Here is a 15,221-nt window from a genome sequence, read left to right on the forward strand (position 1 = left end):
CTCTGCGCCCATGGATCTTAGTCGGGCGAATATGGGCTCGCCAGTAACACGCGGCCGCCATTGGCGGATCGAGGCCTATACCGGGGCGAACCCTGATATAAGATCCATCGATTCTTTGGGACACTGCCTTTCAGAATATGAATATCAGAAACATAGACCATATCTTCGTATCGCGATTCGGGGTTTTCGTGGTGGAAACTAAGAACATGCAGGGCGGAATGTTTGGCGGCGAACACCAAACAGTCGCCCCTGAAGGCCTACAAGAAATCACTCAGAGTCCAGAACCCGCTCAGGCGGGCTACAAAATATGGAAGCACTTGAGACACTGCTTGATGTACCACCGGATACTATTCACAATGCAGACAGACATTTCCAAATGCATTTAATTACTTGTCTCCAGTCCTGAAGATTTTTCGGCTTCGCGACAATTCAGACAAGAATTTCATGACCACACTGAGAGAAAACCTGGCTCCTTAGTCCGGGACACAACTAAAAACCGCGCGCATGGAGCTTCGGTCCAGTTAATTTCTAGAAAACTTCGGCTAGGGTGTCCATGGTGAATTCACCAGAGATACCGTGGGGACCTTTGGTGGTTTATTTGCCACTTATCGCACATCCGGCGATATCTGTCTGCTATTCAAGGGCGGGGCTTTCTGGGGGGCAGGAACAGCGGCGGTCTGGCTCGAGGTGTGGGCATCGGCAGTAACCTGGGTTCTTCACTGAACCTTGAACTGGATGCAAACTCCTATGGCGGAAATGGTGTTCCGCAGCTTTGCCGCCCTACCCCGGATCCAGAACCAGAGCCAGAGCCAGAGCCGCGTATTAAAATGGTCACCGCCGCGCTTCGAAAACAGTGTTATCGAGAGCGTTAATCAATATGAGGCCGGGCCTCGACAAAGACAAATGGAAACCACGCTAATGGAGACCATGTATTTCTGTCGCTTTCAACGTGGATCTCGAAGTTTCCGTCAACCATCTTTGTCTTATTCAATACTTTTTTCGTGTAGCCATATACATTTTCCCAGCAGGCATACCCTTCGGTCCGCAAGGATGTGGCGATATAAGATGCGAGACTACGCTGGTTATCAGCCGTTCTTCCCGAATAGCAGGCGTAAACATTGATCCGGCATTTGGCTACCTTCCGAAGTCCACACCTTCTCAGTCGATCAACTATCTCCGATTGGTCAATTACCCCTTTATTGGCATCACCCAGTACCTTAAAGCTTTTGTATGAGTGACCAATAATATAGATTTCATCATCGTCACCCGCAGCATTCAATGTGGCGGGGCAGGAGCCATTATCGCAAAACAGCTCACCAATCGCCGGCGACCGTATGTCGCCATCTGCGGGCACCATTCTGTGACCGACGCCACGAACGAGATTCTTTAAAGTATCGACGCCAGTGCCGTCATCAAATGGGTAATAGAGATATATCATGATGCCAATCCTTGACTGAAAAAGTTATGTCCATAAAAGTCGGAGGGAGAATCTATCACCGAGAGAACCCGCACAAAAGCATATAGCAGCTTGAAATTAAATTTTCCGTGAAGAACCACGGCTTATTTGCAAGATTTGAATGTTTTATCTGCCAGATTTAATTCTTGCAGATCGACAATGACACCTCCCCCGGCTCTACATCGCATTTCAGCGTCAAGTGCCGGCGACGAAACGCAAGCCGCCAGTATTGGCCATCGCACTCTGAACCTCTACTTGCCTTGGGCAGCCTCTGAAGATGTAATTCCCGCCATTTTTTCCGGACTAGCGGTTCTTTTTGACCACCTGATACGCCTACTCAATATCAGCGCTCGAAATAATAACCGGTCTCCGCCACTGAACCTGGCACCCCTTGTCGACGGTATCAATATGTCTCTGTAGAAGCGCCAATTGACTGCCCAATAACAACAATAAAAGTGGAGCGAACCATGCCTTCGCCAGACTCACAGAACTCCCAGATCGAATACCCTAACCCTCGCCTCGCGCGGCTCGGGATGGGCGAGAAAGCCGGCTTCGCTCTCGGTGATTTCGGTTTCAATCTTTACTGGACCTGTATTGCCTCTTTTCTTGCGGTTTTCTATACCGATGTTTTTGGACTGCCGGCGGCCATCACCGGCACCCTGCTGCTGGTTACCAAACTTATTGATGCGGTGACAGACCCGCTGATGGGGGCTATCGCAGATCGCACCCGTACCCGCTGGGGAAAGTTTCGCCCTTACCTGCTGTTTGCCGGCCTACCCATGGCCGCGGCCTCGGTGCTTACCTTCACCACCCCGGATCTGAATGAAACCGGCAAGATTATTTACGCTTTTATCACCTACAGCGCGATGATGTTAGGGTACACCGTGCTGAGCACACCCTACGCATCGCTCTCCGGGGTGATGACCGCGCATGCGCAGGAGCGCAACACCTTGATCAGCTGGCGATTTATCGCCGCTTTTATCGGTATGACCTGTGTCAATAAATACACCTTGCCGTTGGTGGAATGGTTGGGGCGGGGAGATGAGCAGCTTGGCTGGCAGCTCACCATGACGGTGTACGGCGCCCTGGCTTGCGTGATATTCGCAGTGACTTTTTTCGCTACCCGCGAGCGTATCGAACCGCCAGTATTACAGAAAACCAAACCCCTGGACGACATAAAGGATCTCCTGCGCAATCGCCCCTGGCTGATTCTGGTGGGGCTGCAGATGGTCATCATGCTGACCATTACCCTGCGCGGCGGTTCCAGTTATTACTACCTGATGTACTACGTGGAGCGCCCGGAGCTGATTTCCAACTACCTGGCGGTGCAGGCGCTTGCTCTGGCCGCCGGCGCGGCGATCACGCCGCTGCTGACCCGCTATGTGGACAAGGCCCGCTTGATCGTGATTCTGATGGCGGTGGTCGGCACACTGTCCCTGGCCTTTTATTTTGTTCCGAAAGATGCGGTGTGGCTGATGTTTACCCTCAACATTCTGATCAGCCTGGCGCTGGGGCCAAAATCTCCCCTGGCGTGGTCGATGTTTGCCGACTGCGCCGATTACACCGAGTGGCGCAGCGGGCGCCGCGCCACCGCGATGACGTTTTCCGCTGCCACCTTCTCCATGAAATTGGGCGGAGCCATGGGTTCTGCATTGATGCTGTGGGTATTGGCGGCCATCGGTTATGTGGCACGGGAGGCGCAGAGCGGTGCCTCACAAGCCGGTATCGCCCTGCTGCAAACGGTCATACCCGGTGTCTTCGCGCTGCTCGCAGCCGCAGTGGCAAGTTTCTATCCATTGAACAATGCACGCCTGGCGCGTATTCAGCAGGAACTGGGCAGGCGGACCGCAACCGCGCAGCCAGATACAGAAGAATTCCCCCAAGCGTCTGGAAAAAATCCGCCCCCGGAAAATCCATCCATGGGCACCGCAACATCGTGAGGATAGTCTCCGTATGAAAAACGCCACCGGTAATTCCCCGCTGGTAACCAATAGCGAAGATGGCGCACGCTGTGAGCTGACAAGCCCCACGGCCATGCCCACAGCCAGCGCCTTTCTGTGGAACCGGCGCATGCTGGTACAGGTAAACTGCCGGGGCTTTGTGGTGGCGCGCCATATGCAACCCGAGCCCGCCGCCTACGCTCATGCTCCCAATCTCGAAGCCAAAACCTTTATGCAGCCGGAGCAGCCGTTCTATGCGCACCACCCGGGGCGGTTTCTGTATGTAAAGGACGAGGATAGTGGTGCGCTGTTTTCCGCTCCTTACGAGCCGGTGCGCACCAGCGCAGATCAGTTCTGCTTTTCCGTCGGCAGTGGTGACATCAACTGGCGTCTGCATCACGCCGGCGTGGACGTGACCATGACGCTGCGCCTGCCTGTGGACGACGCTGTGGAATTGTGGGAATGCACCCTGCGCAATGACGGCCCCAGGCCGCGACGGATTTCCGCTTACCCCTATTTTCCTGTGGGTTATATGAGCTGGATGAATCAGTCCGGCGAATATCGCGCGGACCTGGGCGGTATCGTCTGCTCCAGTATCACGCCCTACCAGAAGGTGGATGATTACTTTAAAAATCAGCACCTCAAAGACAAAACCTTTCTGCTCCATGAAACCGCGCCGGACGCCTGGGAAGCCGCCCAATCGGTATTTGAGGGCGAGGGTGGCCTGCACAATCCCGATGGTGTACGTCAGCCATTGCTGGGTGGTGGCGATGCCCGCTATCAGGTACCGACGGCGGCCCTGCAATACCAACTGCAGCTGGCTCCGGGCGAGGAGCGCACTCTGCGTTTCCTGTTCGGCCCGGCCCGGGACGACGAGGAAATATTCGCGCTGCGCGAGCGTTATCTGTCCGCCACTGGATTTGCCGCTGCCGCCCGCGAATATCAGGAGTATTTAGCGCAGGGACGCGGTTGTCTGCAGATCGAAACCCCGGACCGGGAGCTGGATGCGTTTGCCAATCACTGGCTGCCGCGGCAGGTGTTCTATCACGGGGACGTCAACCGCCTGACCACAGACCCGCAAACCCGCAACTACCTGCAGGATCAGCTGGGCATGGCCTATATCCGGCCACAGACGGCGCGTTCAGCGCTGCTGCGCACCCTCAGCCAGCAGAAGCCGGATGGCTCCCTGCCCGACGGTATTCTGCTCAGCCCGGACGCCGAGCTGAAATATATTAATCAGGTCCCCCATACGGATCACTGTGTGTGGCTGTCGATTTTTCTGCACGGGTATCTCGCTGAAACCGGCGATTACACACTGCTCGACGAGCGGGTGATCACCGAAAGTGCAGGTGAAATGGAAGGTGATGAGCGAAGCGTATTCCACTGCGTGAGCTGCGCCATGGACTGGCTGGCAGCGGCCCGCGACGAACGAGGCCTCAGTTATATCGGTCAGGGGGATTGGTGTGACCCGATGAATATGGTGGGCTACCGGGGGCGCGGCGTATCCGGCTGGCTTTCCCTCGCCACCGCCTACGCACTGAAACTCTGGGCGGAAATCTGCAGGCAGCAGAATCAGCTGGGGCCCGCGGAAAAATATGTGCGACTTGCCGCGGAGATCAACAGCGCGGTCAATCGCCACCTGTGGGATGGCGACTGGTTCGCGCGCGGTATCACCGATGACGGCACCGTTTTCGGGGTACGCGACGATCACGAGGGGCGTATCTTTCTCAATCCACAGAGCTGGGCACTGCTGAGTGGTGCCGCCGATGACAATCAGAAAACGCATCTGCTGCGCGCGGTGAAACAGCAATTGGAAACGCCCTTCGGGCCGATGATGCTGGCTCCCGCTTACACGGGGATGCGCGAGGATGTTGGCCGTGTTACCCAGAAATTTCCCGGCTCGGCAGAAAATGGCTCTGTGTATAACCACGCGGCGGCGTTTTATATCTATAGCCTCTTTACCATCGGCGAGAGTGACCGGGCCTGGCGCTTGCTGCGGCAGATGCTTCCCGGCCCGGATCGTGAGGATCTGGTACAGCGCGGACAACTACCGGTATTTATCCCCAATTACTATCGCGGCGCATGGCACCAGTACCCCGCACACGCCGGCCGTTCCAGCCAGCTACTGCATACCGGTACCGCGGCCTGGATCTACCGCTGTCTTATCGAAGAGCTGTTCGGCTTGAAAGGTGAAGGCGAGGGCCTGCGCATTTCTCCGCAGCTACCCTCCCACTGGCCGCAGGCACGGGTGCAGCGCCGTTTCCGGAGCGCGGTGTTTGATGTTCAGTTTGAGCGTCGGGTCCACGGCGATGAGCTGCAGGTGTACGCCGATGGCGAACAGCTTGCGGAGCCCTTGATCAGCCCGGTTGAGGCCGGGCGCGTTTACCACTTGCGCGTATTATTGCCGCCAGGGGATATCTCCCAACTGGCAGAAAGTCTGGAAGACGCGAACACGACACAAAATCCCCACCTCGCCTGAAGAACCTGCTGCAGCGCCACTGTCAGGCGGCGCTGCGGCGGCTGGACGGCCATACACGCCTGCTTCTTTATTTGTTTGTCACACTCTCTGTGCAGAATTCAATTCTCTCCTGTCACGCACACATCAGATATTCAATTCAGAAACCGGGATTCACACCATGAAGACAATAAATGAACTTACCGAAACTCAATTCAAAGAACTTCTCGACGATTACTTTGCACCGCCCGAGAAGCGACAGAAAATGACTGAAGAGGAAATCAGGGAGCTGGCTGTAAGGCTGAATGACAAGGTGGATGTTCCACTCGTGTGGGAAACTGCCGAAGAGAAAATCCTGATCAAGGTTGTTCTGAAAGTAGATACATTCCTCTACGACAATCTTCCCAACGAGATTTACGACCTGGTAAGAAGTCTGGACAAAGGTATTACCGAAAGCGAAGCCTCACGCCTGATCAACCGCCTGTCGGTTCTTGCCAACAAGAAAATCGAAATCCCCTATATTCCAGAGGCGGCCGAATACATCGCCATTCGCTTTGTGATCGGTGTAATCATCAACGCTGCGCGCAAAGAGTGGAATTTCGAAATGGCGAAAGATGCCCCGGAATCCGAGCTGATCACCGCGTAACGGCACCCTAAAAATCCGCGACAACCGCGATCACGGTAAAAACCACCTGAGGAAAAGGGCGGCCGGCGCCGCCCGCTCACTTACAGGTGCCGAACTTCCTCGGGCACGTTCATCCAGTTGTCATTGCGTCCGTCGAAGTACTGCACCGGCGCTTCGAGCAGCTCCTCTGGGGTGACGTTGTCCAGCGCCGACAGATAGACGGAGACAAACTCCCCACCCAGCTCCTCCACATCGCCATTGCCGAAGCTGCGCACGCCGCAGTGTTTGCAGAATGGATGGTGGGCCTGCAGGGTGCCGAACTGATAGTCGCTCAGCGCTTCCCTGCCCTTCAGCAGGCGGAACTCTGCTGGTTTGATAATGGCCCCCCACTCGCGGGTTTTGGTGCAGATGGAGCAGTTGCACTTGCCGGTGCCCGCCGCCAGATCGATATCCGCTTCGAACGCCACCGCGCCGCAGTGGCAGCTGCCTTTGTAGGTTTTTTTCACTGGACAGCCTCCGCGAGTGCATCGTCCTTGGCATTGGCGCGCTTGTAGGTATCGCGACTGGTGACCCGGTTTGCGTAATCAATAAATTCGATACGTTTTTCGATGGTTCCGAACTGTACTCCCCAGGCGATCTGGGAACCCACATAGACATCAGCGGCAGTAAAGCGCTCACCGGTGACATAGGTGTGCTCCGTAAACCAGCTGGACAGTGTATCCAGCACTGCGGCATAGCTTCCGTAACCCACCATGCGCTGCTTTTCGGCGTCAACCTCGATACCCAGTATCTTGCTGTCGGTGATTGCGGCTTCCAGTGGCCCCGCAGTGAAGAACAACCAGCGGTAGTAACTGGCACGCTCTTCCGGCGTGGGGGCCAGCCCGGCCTCTGGAAACGCCTCTGCGAGGTAGGCGCAGATGGCGGAGCACTCGGTCACCACCTGGCCCTGATGCACAATCGCCGGCACTTTCCCCATGGGGTTCAGTTTCCGATACGCGGGCGCTTTCATACTGCTCTCGTAATCCAGTACTTCCACCTGATAAGGCACATTCAGCTCTTCCAGCATCCAGCGCGCGGTACGCCCGCGGGATTGAGGGTTGGTGTAGAGCAATACTTCGTTGGTCATGGGGAATCTCCCGTTGTTCCGTTGTCGATGTCTGTTGAAAACCTGAAAGGACTGTAAAGGGCAATTAGGCTATATTCCGCCCTATTAAAATCAAGCGGGATGCAATTGATGTCGAATCCAACGACAAGGGTGCTGGCATTGCTGGAACTGCTGCAGTCGCACGGTAACGCCACCGGCAGTGAACTCGCCGGCAAGCTGGGTGTGGATGGGCGCACCCTGCGGCGCTATATCAATACCCTTGAGGAAATTGGTATCCCGCTGACCAGCGAGCGCGGGCGCTACGGCGGCTATCGGCTGGTCTCCGGTTATAAACTGCCGCCGATGATGTTCACCAATGAAGAGACCCTGGCGATCTCCCTTGGTCTGCTGGCGGCACGCAGCCTGAACCTGGGGGATATGGGCTCAGCGGTGGCCAGTGCCCAGGCCAAGCTCGAACGGGTGATGCCACAGAAACTGAAACAACAATTGCGCGCGCTGGATGAAAACATCACCCTGGATTTTGTACCTTCCCCGGCACCGGCCAGCTCGGTTCTCGCTACCCTGGCATCCGCCACTCAGGAGCGCTGCCGCACGGTGTTCGAGTACACCAGCATCACTGACAAGGCAGCCGGCACCGAGATCACCTTGCGGCGGGAGTTTGATTCCTACGGCCTGGTGTTTCGCCGCGGCCGCTGGTACGCGGTGGGCCAGTGCCATCTGCGCGGTGAATTGCGCACCTTTCGCCTCGACCGTATGAGCGCGCTGCAGCGCCTGCATATCCCGTTCGAACGCCCGCGGGATTTTGATGCGGCGTCCTACCTCAACCAGAGCTTCTCACAGATGGATTCCGCCGTGGAAGTGGAACTGCTACTGCACACCAACCTGGCCACTGCCAGCGCCATGCTTGGTCATGAGGAAGGGCTGCTGACACCGCAGGGGGACGCCGTTCTCTGGCGGGCACATACGGGCTGCCTGGGCTGGTTTTCCTCACAACTGATGCAGCTGCCCTGCCGCTTCGAAATTCTCTCACCGCCCAATCTCAAAGCGGAGCTCCGCCGCCAGGCCGAACGGCTGATGAGCATGGCGGCAGAGTAACGGCTCTACTGGTAGTAACGATTCTATTTAACCAGCTCCACTTCCGTGGGGCGCCAGCTTTTATCGAAGAACGGCTGCAGAGGGCTGTACAGGCGTAGTACCGGGAAGTAGCTCTTGCCCGGAATGGTCTGTATCCAGTTTCCCCGCGCTACCCCTGTAGGCTGCTCCGGGCCGAAGAATATTGTTGTAGAGCCTGCGGTTCCGGGCTCCGCTGCGGGAGAGGGATAACTCTGACTGCCGGCGCGGGGATACCGCTGCGGCGTTTTCAGCATCGAACGCGTCTGGGTGTCATATAGGGTAAATGACCAGAAGCGCTCCGCTGGAACGCCTTTCGGCAAGGTCACCTTGTAGGTCCTGGCACCATCGAAGTAATTTTTGTCCGCATCAACCATCGTCCATAAATAGGTGGAGCCGATACCGGTAAGCCGCATGGCCATGGCCGGGGTGATGCCGGTTACCCCGTAGAAAAATGCGGTTCTCGCGTCCAGCTTGCGGTAACCGGTGGCAGGGAATGGCTTGACGCCTTCTTTGGTAATTTCCGGAATCGGGGTCTCAAACTGATAGCCGGTATCGAACAGCATGTTCTGCCAGTTGCTTCCCTCGTAGTAGTACCAGCTGCGATCCCGGGGGCTCATAAAAACGCTGCGGGCGGTGGCATTGGCGAGCTGCAATGCATCGGTGAGAATTTTCTTCATACGCGCATCGGGTTTGAAAGGTTTGCCTTTCACGATACCAATTGCGGCAATAGGTCCCATCAACTCCGGATCCAGCGCGGTCGCCGGCTCCTGCTGCACTACTTCGTTCAACATTTCATAGAAGCGCCAGTCGTTGGGCGGAATGGTATTCATCACCTTGCCGCTGCCCTCATGAAATACTGTCTCTGGGACAGATTCCAGTTTCGCGAGCTTTGACTTGCCGTCGAGGAACTCCGCGATCGGTGTGCCGAGACCGCCGGGCTGGTAGGGGTAGATTTTGGTAAATTTTCGGATGCGCTCCACCGCCGGTTTCGGGTCATTGTTTTCCAGAAAGGCGCGGGCAAACCAGACACCGTAATGGGTTGTAGAGTGCGCCACATTGTATTCCCCCTCCGGCAGAGCGCCCTCGTAGTCTGGTGGCACGATAAGATATCGCCCGCCCTCACCGCGATCCGGCCCAGGTAAACCCATATCGATCACCCAGCGGAACCAGGCATCCTGCACGGTACCGAGGACTCTCGGTGGCACCTCGATCACCATAGGTCCTTTGGTCAAATCGAGTCCACCAATCAGGTAGATGGTGTCGGCATTGGCGGTGAGAAACAGCGAATTGGCATCCATCAACTCGGAAAAGATGATGACCTCGTTGTCCTTTACCCCGACCTCCTCCAGGCCCTTGCGCAGCGCATGAATGCTCACACCGCGCAAGGACTCCGTGAAGGTGCGAAATGCGTGGTGAAGGTCCAGGTGGTCATAAATCTTGCCAACGGTTTCCTCCGTTGGCATACCGCCCTCAAATTCCAGTGTGCCCAGATGTGTTTCCACCTTCTCCGGGGTTGTTATTGACGCGGGAATATCTTCTCCAGACTGTGCCAGGAGGAGATCTGGGCCAACCAGTAGCGTGGACGCACACACTACCGCCAGAGACTTGATCAAGTTCTGCATGGGAATACCTTCGGCGTTGAGGGCAGGAGTTGCGAGACAGATTTTGGGGTCGCTAAAAAGATAGTTGCCGCTCAGCAGGCTGCCAGAGAACGGCGCCTACTTCTTTTTTACTAAAATTGACGTTACAACAGCCAATTGAGCGACGGTGAGCGTGAAAACTGTACTCTTTGTAGTTATTTGTATCTTCTCAGACATTGTTAGCGGTACGACATTGGCTGAACGCAGAGAAAACCTGGAGCAAGTGGCGGTTTACGACCGCTTTCGTATCTTCTACTCCCTGTCGGGGGAAGACGCGCTCCCTCCTGCGCGCCGCGCAGATGATGATAACGACGGAATACCGGAGTACGTGGACCAGCTGGGGCGGCGCTTCCTGCAGACAGATCGTTTCTACCGCAATGAGGTTGGCCTGGTCTCACCGTTGGACGGGGAGCGCTATAAGGGTCACGCCCACTATATTGATGTGAACCTGCTGAACATTCCCAGAAATGGGATCGCTTACGACGGTACGCCAAAACTAGATCGCAGTATTTCCCATCAGAAATCGGTTCCCGTACTTCTGATTGACCTATCTAATTCACTCAACTGGGGCAACAAGACCCCGGAACACGAGCTGTTTCATATCTATCAGAATGGCTACACCTATTTTAAAAACCGCTGGTACACGGAAGGTACTGCGCGCTGGTCCGAAAATATCCAGAGCGGGCGTGTGGGTAAGGGAGGGTTCCTGCCGGCAAGTCGCGGTCAGCGCGAGGCACTGTTCGAGAAAACCTACGATGCCAGCCAGTTCTGGAACGAGCTGATTCTACGGGCGGATAACGGCACCCACGGCAAAACCTTTATCCGCCATCTACTGGAGACGCTGCGAGAAATGGACGAGGTGGCAGCCAGAGAGCGCGGTATCAACCGCGCCAACTGGCCGGAAGCGGAGCAGCGCAGTGAGAAAAACAACCCGTATATCTGGCGGGCAATACAGAAAACCCTGAAGGATATGGGCTACTCATCGACCGAAGATGGCGAAATAAAAACCCTGTTCGGTTTATAGGGGCTTCGGCACAGGAGCGTGATAAGGATCACGCTATACCCCGCGCCAGTTACCAGACCAATTTCATCAGGAATTACTTCGTTGGCATCGGCATGCACTCCATGACCTCCACACAATCGCCGGGGAAAATGCTGAAGTGCGGGTGGTTCTCAAACAGCTTCGCCGCCTCGTCGTGCGTCTCGGCCTTGATAATCACGTACCCGGTCATGTCGTTACTGGTATCGCTGATACCCTCGGGATCGATCCGCTTGGTTTTCCCCAGCGGGCCGCCGGCGGCGACAAGAATGTCGCTGTGCTTTTCCATCCAGCCGCCCCAGGCGGCCATACCTTCCTGCATGCGCTGTTCGCGCTGTTGTTCTGAAAGATGCTCCCAACCTTTCATGGATTTGGGGGCGCCCAGATACATGGCGAGATAGTGTTTCATAACGATTCCTTTTCTTTACAGACTGGTTACTGATTGATTTCCGGCTCGACAAGGCGCGCCAGTGCGGCCAGCGATTCCTGCCACCCGAGGTGGCACATTTCCACCGGAATCACATCCGGTATACCTTCCTGTAGAAGTGTCAGCTCTGTTCCACAGGATACGGGTGTCAAGGTGACCGTCATGGACATTTCACCCGGCATATTAGGATCGTCAAAGCGATCGGTGTAACGGATACGTTCATTTTCTACCAGCTCGACATACTCCCCACCAAAAGCGTGCTCCTCGCCAGTAGTGAAATTGACGAATTTAGCCTTGTAGGTACCGCCTACTCTGGCCTCCAGATCGTCATAGACGCCATAGAAGCCATCGGGCGGCGACCATTTCGCCATGGCGTGGGGGTTGATAAATGCGCGATAGACGCGCTCCGCGGGTGCACGCAGTACGCGATGCAGCTTTACAGTGCCAGGCATGTGTTTACTCCCTGCATTTTCTGTTGATTCAGTGTCTCAACCGGCGTCTCCGCCCGCCTGATTGCCCTCTGCCACCAGCTCCCGCGCCGGGCGAACCTCAATGGATCCGTAACGGGCCGGCGGTATTTTTCCAGCCAGGGCAATGGCTTCGTTGAGATCCTTCGCTTCCAGCATGTAGAAGCCGGCCAGCTGTTCCTTGGTTTCCGCGAACGGGCCGTCGGTCACGGTGACGCGCTTGTCCCGCACACGTACCGTGGTCGCAGCACTGGTGGGCATCAGCGGGCTTCCAGTGATGAAGTGACCGCTTTCACTCAGGCCTTCCACACAGGCAATACACTCCTGATTCAGTGCATCCCACTCCTGCTGGGTTTTCTGCGCCATCAGTTTTTCGTCGTAGTAAACCAGTGCCAGGTACTTCATCTTGATCTCCTTAGGTGACAGCAATTGAGGCTGTTTCACGAGTTAGTCGAATGGGGGAAAGGGAATTCGACAGACAAAGAAAAAATTTTTTATTTTTTTTCGGTCGCCAACCTGGTCTCGATTTCATGCAGTCGGCGTAACAGAAAACGCTGTTCCGGCCCCTGCTGCGACAACGCCAGAGCGCGCCTGTAGGCGGCATGAGCCTGTTTGTTCTGACCGAGACGGCGGAGCAGGTCAGCCCGCGCTGCGTGGGCGAGGTGGTAGTCACTGAGCGGCCCCTCGGCGAGCAGGTGGTCAATCAAAGCCAATCCCCGCTCCGGTCCATCGCGCATTGCTACCGCCACCGCGCGGTTGAGCTCAATCACCGGAGAGGGGCTTTGCCCCAGTAAGGCCTCGTAGAGGCCGACAATCTGGGGCCAGTCGGTTGTTTCCGTGCTGTCCGCCTCCGAGTGCACCGCCGCAATGGCGGCCTGCAGGGTATATGGGCCGAAGCGGCGGCTGGCGAGCGCCTGCAATACCAGATTGCTTCCCTCTTGAATCTGTTCCCGGTTCCACAGGCTGCGATCCTGATCTTCCAGCAGGACCAGATTACCGTCCGCCGATACCCGCGCACTGCGACGTGCATCCTGAAGCAGTAGCAACGCCAGCAGCCCCCGGGCTTCCGGCTCCGGCAGCAGCTGACACAAAAGACGCGCCAGACGGATGGCCTCGCCACACAGGTCCTGACGGATCAGTCTTTCGCCCGCTGAAGCCGAATAGCCCTCATTGAAAATCAGGTAAATCGCATGCAGCACACTGGCGAGCCGCTCCTGCAGCTCCTGGCCTTCCGGAACCGCATAGGGAATATTGGCATCGCGGATTTTCGCTTTGGCGCGCACGATGCGCTGGGCAAGGGTTGGGGTTGAGGTGAGGAAAGCACTGGCGATCTCCTCGGTTGTAAGGCCGCACACCTCGCGCAGGGTCAGCGCCAGTTGCGCTTCCGGCGCGAGACCGGGGTGACAACAGGTAAAAATCAGCCGCAGGCGATCGTCTTCAATCCCCTGCGGCTCCTCATCTTCACAGGCCAGTTCCGCTTCAAGCCGGTCGGCGACTTCCTCAAAGGACACATCGAAGCGCGCCTTGCGGCGCAATTGATCGATGGCCTTGAAGCGACCGGCGGAGACCAACCAGGCACGGGGGTTATCCGGCACACCTTCCCCCGGCCACTGATTCATCGCTGCGGCAAAGGCATCGTGCAGCGCCTCTTCCGCCAGTTCAAAGCTGCCAAGTAGTCGTATCAGGGTGGCGAGAACCCGCCGGGACTCCTGCTGATAAATTTCCTGAATGCGCGCGCTGAAACTGTCCATCATTGGTACGCTCGTAACCATTTCATTCTGCGAGTGAATTATTGTGCAGGGAGCATATCAGTCCCGGTGCCCTACTGATCGAAAAGTTCTCTCACTAGACTTCCGCAGGATGAAAGTTCGACTCCTGTCTAAAAATGGACTGCCAAACCGAGATTTTCACTCTATACCTGTTCCCTCTGAATTCAATTCTGCGAACTCTTTGAATTTATTTGAGTAGATACTATGTGCACAAGAACTCTCTGGCTGGACAGCGGGCAAGGCCCCATTGCCGGGCGCAATATGGACTGGGCACAAAGCCTCGGCACCAATCTCTGGATATTGCCTGCGGGCGCCGAGCGAACCGGCATTGAAAACGACAGTAATCCACTCAAGTGGACCTCCACCTACGCCAGCCTTGTAGCCACCGCCTATGACCTGGCCTCCGCCGATGGCTTGAACGAAAAAGGGCTCGCGGCGCATATTCTGTGGCTTGCGGAATCGGATTACGGTGAGCGCGACACATCCCAGCTCGGCTTATCGGTGTCACTCTGGGCGCAGTTTTATCTGGACCAGTTTGACAGTGTCGCGGCCTGTGTCGAGTACACCCGCAAACACCCCATCCAGGTTCGCCCTCAGGGTGACCCGGTATCCGGGCGCTGGTCAACGGTGCACCTGGCACTCAGCGACGCAAGCGGTGACTCTGCGGTTATCGAAATCATCAATGGTGAGACCCAGATCCATCACGATCGCAGCTTCACCGTGATGACGAATTCCCCTCCCTTTGCGCAACAGCTGGAGCACATCAAACAGTACCAAGGGTTCGGTGGTAATCTCCCGTTACCCGGAACCACTGAGGCCGCAGACCGGTTTGTGCGGGCGAGCTATTACCTCTCCAAGTTGCCGCCAGCGGACACTCCCAAACGGGCCTACGCGGCGCTGTTGAGCGTAATGCGCAATGCCGCGCAACCATTTGGTGTTCCAGACCCGGCGCGCCCGAACATTTCCATGACGATCTGGCGCACACTGATCGACTTGCAGCGCGGGGTTTATGCCTTCGAGTCCTCTTTCAGTCCAGACATTGTGTGGGTGCAATTGAACAAAATGGACTTAACTAAGAGCCGTAAACTCGACCTGAGTCAGGACGGCCTGGTGGGTGATGTTACCGACCGGTTTATCGAAACCCCCGCATTCAAGTTCTTATCCGCCTGACCTGTTTTCGCACCC

The 15,221-nt window shown here is 56.3% G+C and carries 15 protein-coding genes; 7 read left to right on the plus strand and 8 right to left on the minus strand.

Features of this window, described 5'->3' with window-relative positions; all coding sequences use genetic code 11:
- Window positions 1-137: 137 nt before the first annotated feature.
- Window positions 138-386 carry a nuclease-related domain-containing protein gene (locus AAFH99_RS00490; RefSeq protein ID WP_406828358.1) on the plus strand — a complete coding sequence of 83 codons (249 nt, stop codon included), beginning with the start codon at window positions 138-140 and terminating at the stop codon, window positions 384-386.
- Window positions 387-868: 482 nt separating this feature from the next.
- On the opposite strand, the gene AAFH99_RS00495 is transcribed toward AAFH99_RS00490, so the two are convergent.
- Window positions 869-1,438 (minus strand): hypothetical protein, encoded by a 570-nt coding sequence (locus tag AAFH99_RS00495; protein WP_043319511.1) that lies wholly within the window; start codon window positions 1,436-1,438, stop codon window positions 869-871.
- A 485-nt stretch (window positions 1,439-1,923) separates the two neighbouring features.
- On the opposite strand from AAFH99_RS00495, the gene AAFH99_RS00500 reads away from it, so the two are divergent.
- The 3 genes from AAFH99_RS00500 (at window position 1,924) to AAFH99_RS00510 (ending at window position 6,497) form a co-directional block, all read left to right on the plus strand.
- Window positions 1,924-3,396 carry a glycoside-pentoside-hexuronide (GPH):cation symporter gene (locus AAFH99_RS00500; protein WP_406828359.1) on the plus strand — a complete coding sequence of 491 codons (1,473 nt, stop codon included), beginning with the start codon at window positions 1,924-1,926 and terminating at the stop codon, window positions 3,394-3,396.
- Between the two features lie 13 nt (window positions 3,397-3,409).
- Entirely contained in the window at window positions 3,410-5,875 is a 2,466-nt protein-coding gene (locus AAFH99_RS00505; RefSeq protein ID WP_406828360.1) for a GH36-type glycosyl hydrolase domain-containing protein, read from the plus strand.
- A 157-nt stretch (window positions 5,876-6,032) separates the two neighbouring features.
- Window positions 6,033-6,497, plus strand: a complete 465-nt coding sequence (locus AAFH99_RS00510) for a hypothetical protein (RefSeq protein WP_406828361.1) — start codon at window positions 6,033-6,035, stop codon at window positions 6,495-6,497.
- Window positions 6,498-6,577: 80 nt separating this feature from the next.
- Here the strand turns inward: AAFH99_RS00510 and AAFH99_RS00515 are convergent, their stop codons facing one another.
- Both AAFH99_RS00515 and AAFH99_RS00520 read right to left on the minus strand, forming a co-directional pair.
- Window positions 6,578-6,982: a GFA family protein gene (locus tag AAFH99_RS00515; protein ID WP_406828362.1), complete on the minus strand. Its 405-nt coding sequence runs from the start codon at window positions 6,980-6,982 to the stop codon at window positions 6,578-6,580.
- Window positions 6,979-7,602 carry a glutathione S-transferase family protein gene (locus tag AAFH99_RS00520; protein ID WP_406828363.1) on the minus strand — a complete coding sequence of 208 codons (624 nt, stop codon included), beginning with the start codon at window positions 7,600-7,602 and terminating at the stop codon, window positions 6,979-6,981. Before AAFH99_RS00520 ends, AAFH99_RS00515 begins: the two co-directional genes overlap by 4 nt.
- 108 nt (window positions 7,603-7,710) lie before the next feature.
- Here AAFH99_RS00520 and AAFH99_RS00525 point away from each other — a divergent pair, with 108 nt between their 5' ends.
- Entirely contained in the window at window positions 7,711-8,676 is a 966-nt protein-coding gene (locus AAFH99_RS00525; protein ID WP_406828364.1) for a helix-turn-helix transcriptional regulator, read from the plus strand.
- A 23-nt stretch (window positions 8,677-8,699) separates the two neighbouring features.
- Here AAFH99_RS00525 and AAFH99_RS00530 read toward each other — a convergent pair whose 3' ends face one another.
- The gene (locus tag AAFH99_RS00530; protein ID WP_406828365.1) at window positions 8,700-10,316 is read right to left on the minus strand and encodes a DUF1254 domain-containing protein; all 1,617 of its coding nucleotides are present in this window, start codon (window positions 10,314-10,316) and stop codon (window positions 8,700-8,702) included.
- Between the two features lie 211 nt (window positions 10,317-10,527).
- Here AAFH99_RS00530 and AAFH99_RS00535 point away from each other — a divergent pair, with 211 nt between their 5' ends.
- Window positions 10,528-11,358, plus strand: coding sequence for a hypothetical protein (locus tag AAFH99_RS00535; protein WP_406828366.1), 831 nt, complete (start codon window positions 10,528-10,530; stop codon window positions 11,356-11,358).
- 73 nt (window positions 11,359-11,431) lie between these two features.
- Here AAFH99_RS00535 and AAFH99_RS00540 read toward each other — a convergent pair whose 3' ends face one another.
- The 4 genes from AAFH99_RS00540 to AAFH99_RS00555 form a co-directional block, all read right to left on the minus strand.
- Window positions 11,432-11,782, minus strand: coding sequence for a YciI family protein (locus AAFH99_RS00540; protein ID WP_043319518.1), 351 nt, complete (start codon window positions 11,780-11,782; stop codon window positions 11,432-11,434).
- A 26-nt stretch (window positions 11,783-11,808) separates the two neighbouring features.
- A complete protein-coding gene (locus AAFH99_RS00545; RefSeq protein WP_043319519.1) occupies window positions 11,809-12,252 on the minus strand; it encodes an SRPBCC family protein in 444 nt (147 codons plus the stop codon).
- Between the two features lie 36 nt (window positions 12,253-12,288).
- Window positions 12,289-12,672 (minus strand): YciI family protein, encoded by a 384-nt coding sequence (locus AAFH99_RS00550; RefSeq protein ID WP_043319520.1) that lies wholly within the window; start codon window positions 12,670-12,672, stop codon window positions 12,289-12,291.
- 89 nt (window positions 12,673-12,761) lie between these two features.
- Window positions 12,762-14,021: an RNA polymerase sigma factor gene (locus AAFH99_RS00555; RefSeq protein ID WP_406828367.1), complete on the minus strand. Its 1,260-nt coding sequence runs from the start codon at window positions 14,019-14,021 to the stop codon at window positions 12,762-12,764.
- A gap of 219 nt (window positions 14,022-14,240) precedes the next feature.
- Between AAFH99_RS00555 and AAFH99_RS00560 the strand changes: the two genes are divergently transcribed.
- Window positions 14,241-15,206 (plus strand): linear amide C-N hydrolase, encoded by a 966-nt coding sequence (locus AAFH99_RS00560; RefSeq protein WP_043319523.1) that lies wholly within the window; start codon window positions 14,241-14,243, stop codon window positions 15,204-15,206.
- Window positions 15,207-15,221: the final 15 nt, after the last annotated feature.

The organism is Microbulbifer sp. ARAS458-1, from assembly GCF_045348205.1.
Classification (GTDB): Bacteria; Pseudomonadota; Gammaproteobacteria; order Pseudomonadales; family Cellvibrionaceae; genus Microbulbifer.